Source organism: Aeromonas sp. R2-2, assembly GCF_040908355.1.
Classification (GTDB): domain Bacteria; phylum Pseudomonadota; class Gammaproteobacteria; order Enterobacterales; family Aeromonadaceae; genus Aeromonas; species Aeromonas veronii.
The window spans coordinates 1-2013 of record NZ_JBFODQ010000082.1 but is presented as its reverse complement, the minus strand read 5'-3'; the positions used below and the strand labels follow the sequence as shown (position 1 = coordinate 2013).

The window sequence follows — 2013 nt, the reverse complement described above, 5'->3', positions numbered from 1 at the left end:
GGCCAAGGAGAGGCCACTACCGATGGCGTGGATGGCCAGTGAACCTGACTCGATAACCCCGAGGGTAGCATTGGCGAGGGAAAGAACACGCTTAGCATGCATGTCCTGTCCAAATATATCGTCGATGTGGTTGAGGATTAGTTCGTGGTTAAACATGGGGATAGTCTGTTGGGTATTAGCTGGTCAAGGATGGCGATCATACCTCAGAAGCCGCGCCACGCCTCGCTCATATGAGGGGATGGTTAAGGGGTCACCCAAGACCCTATAGCTTATAGCTTATACCCCTCCTCTCAACTGTAAGATATTACAGTTAAGCCATCCTATGGACGATTTTGTCAAAGAGGCACTCACCAACGATGCACTTTTGATATATTTCAAGCAAAAGCTCTAGTTATCAAAAGCACAATATCTCTTGTTATTTATCTACAACCCGAAGCCTCAACTCAATGGTATGAGGTCATATTGGCATTAATGCCTATTTTGAGCGGCATGGTATATAGAGAGAATTTGATGGTCAACGAATAATTCTAACACGAACACAGGAAAACCATTAAAACAATAAAAAAAACAAACACTTAAGATGGAAAGCAATCTTTGCAACAATAAAGACGCTCTCACGATGACTTCACAATAACAACCTGTCATTTATTACAGTTGACCTAGGATCGCATTGGAAGAATGCACCATCGAATCACATTATTGATACTGTCTTTATCGCTATGCGAGCACATGCGTCAAAATCTGTCGTTAAGCCAATCGAATGAATTGAATTAAGTAAAGCTAATAATTTGATTCATATGACTTATTTCCTATCGATTTAAAAACAAATTGTACAGGTCTAAATAGCTGTTAAGAATAGTAGATCACTGGAGGAAGGGAGCTCAGTCCAGTTTGTGCGATCTCATTAGTCGCCAAACAAAACAAGCCACACCCAAAGGACTGAGTTAATGCGGCGTTGTTTCCCAAATCGATGCCGCTTGAATGGAACTAACTGAGGACTTGGTGATCTGATCACCACCATCCTCTTCAAGTCTGCATCATGAGCATATCGCTTCACCCCATCACAACTGGCCTAAATACAACAAGTCTTTGATTAACCGTGGTTCACTCACCTTCTGGGTTGATGCCGAGGCCATGAGCAACTGGTTTCACCACGACCATCATGGGCGGCGGAGCCGAAGCCAGCTTTACACTGACCAGACCATCGCAACCTTCCTGATGCTCAAGGGGATTTTCAACCTCACTCTGCGAGCAACACAGGGACTACTCGACTCCCTGTGCGAGTTGATGAACGTATCGCTGTGTGCGCTGGACTATAGCTGTGTCGCAATCGAGCACGCTCGGTGACGGTAGCTTATCGACAGCCCCCAAAGGGACGCATTACTGACCTGGTTATCGACTCGACCGGCCTGAAAGTGTTTGGTGAAGGCGAGTGGAAGGTCAGAAAAACACGGCGCCGAGAAGCGGCGAGTCTGGCGCAAGTTGCATTTGGCGGTGGACCCGGCAACCCACGATATAATGGCAGCAGAAGTGTCATTGGAGAATGTCCATGATGCCGAGGTGCTGCCAACTGTCTAGTCCTGAAATAGGTTTACACATTTTCAACTAGCATTTCTCTACTCAGAACCCCCTATGAACCGCATCGGGGGTTCTGTATTTCAACGCATGATGCGGCCGCTCTGCGTTGTAAATATCCACCGCTTCACGCACCCTTTCCCGCGCTTGCGTCAAATCCTGCGGGCTTTGCAGCAATAACTCTCCTTTCAAAATCCCGTTCACCCGCTCCGCCAACGCATTCTGGTAACAGTCATACCCATCCGTCATCGAGCATTTCACCCCGTACCGCTCATGTAATGACTGATACAGCCCCGAGCAATACTGCACGCCGCGGTCCGAGTGATGGATGAGTTCACCGCTGCCACGTCGTTGCTTCAGTGCTTTCTTGAACGCCATCGCCACCGATTCGGCATGCATTCCTTCGTGCACGTGATGGCCCACTATCTTGCGTGAGTA

The 2013-nt window shown here is 47.7% G+C and carries 1 protein-coding gene and 2 pseudogenes; 1 reads left to right on the top strand and 2 read right to left on the bottom strand.

The window, feature by feature from the left end:
* Positions 1–156 (bottom strand): annotated as a pseudogene (locus AB5Z09_RS17710) (IS4 family transposase); the annotation flags it as partial.
* 891 nt (positions 157–1047) lie between these two features.
* Here AB5Z09_RS17710 and AB5Z09_RS17705 point away from each other — a divergent pair.
* Positions 1048–1575, top strand: a pseudogene (locus AB5Z09_RS17705) (IS5 family transposase); the annotation flags it as partial.
* 45 nt (positions 1576–1620) lie between these two features.
* Here the strand turns inward: AB5Z09_RS17705 and AB5Z09_RS17700 are convergent.
* On the bottom strand, positions 1621–2013 hold a 393-nt coding region (locus AB5Z09_RS17700; protein ID WP_368195869.1), incomplete at its 5' end, for a transposase.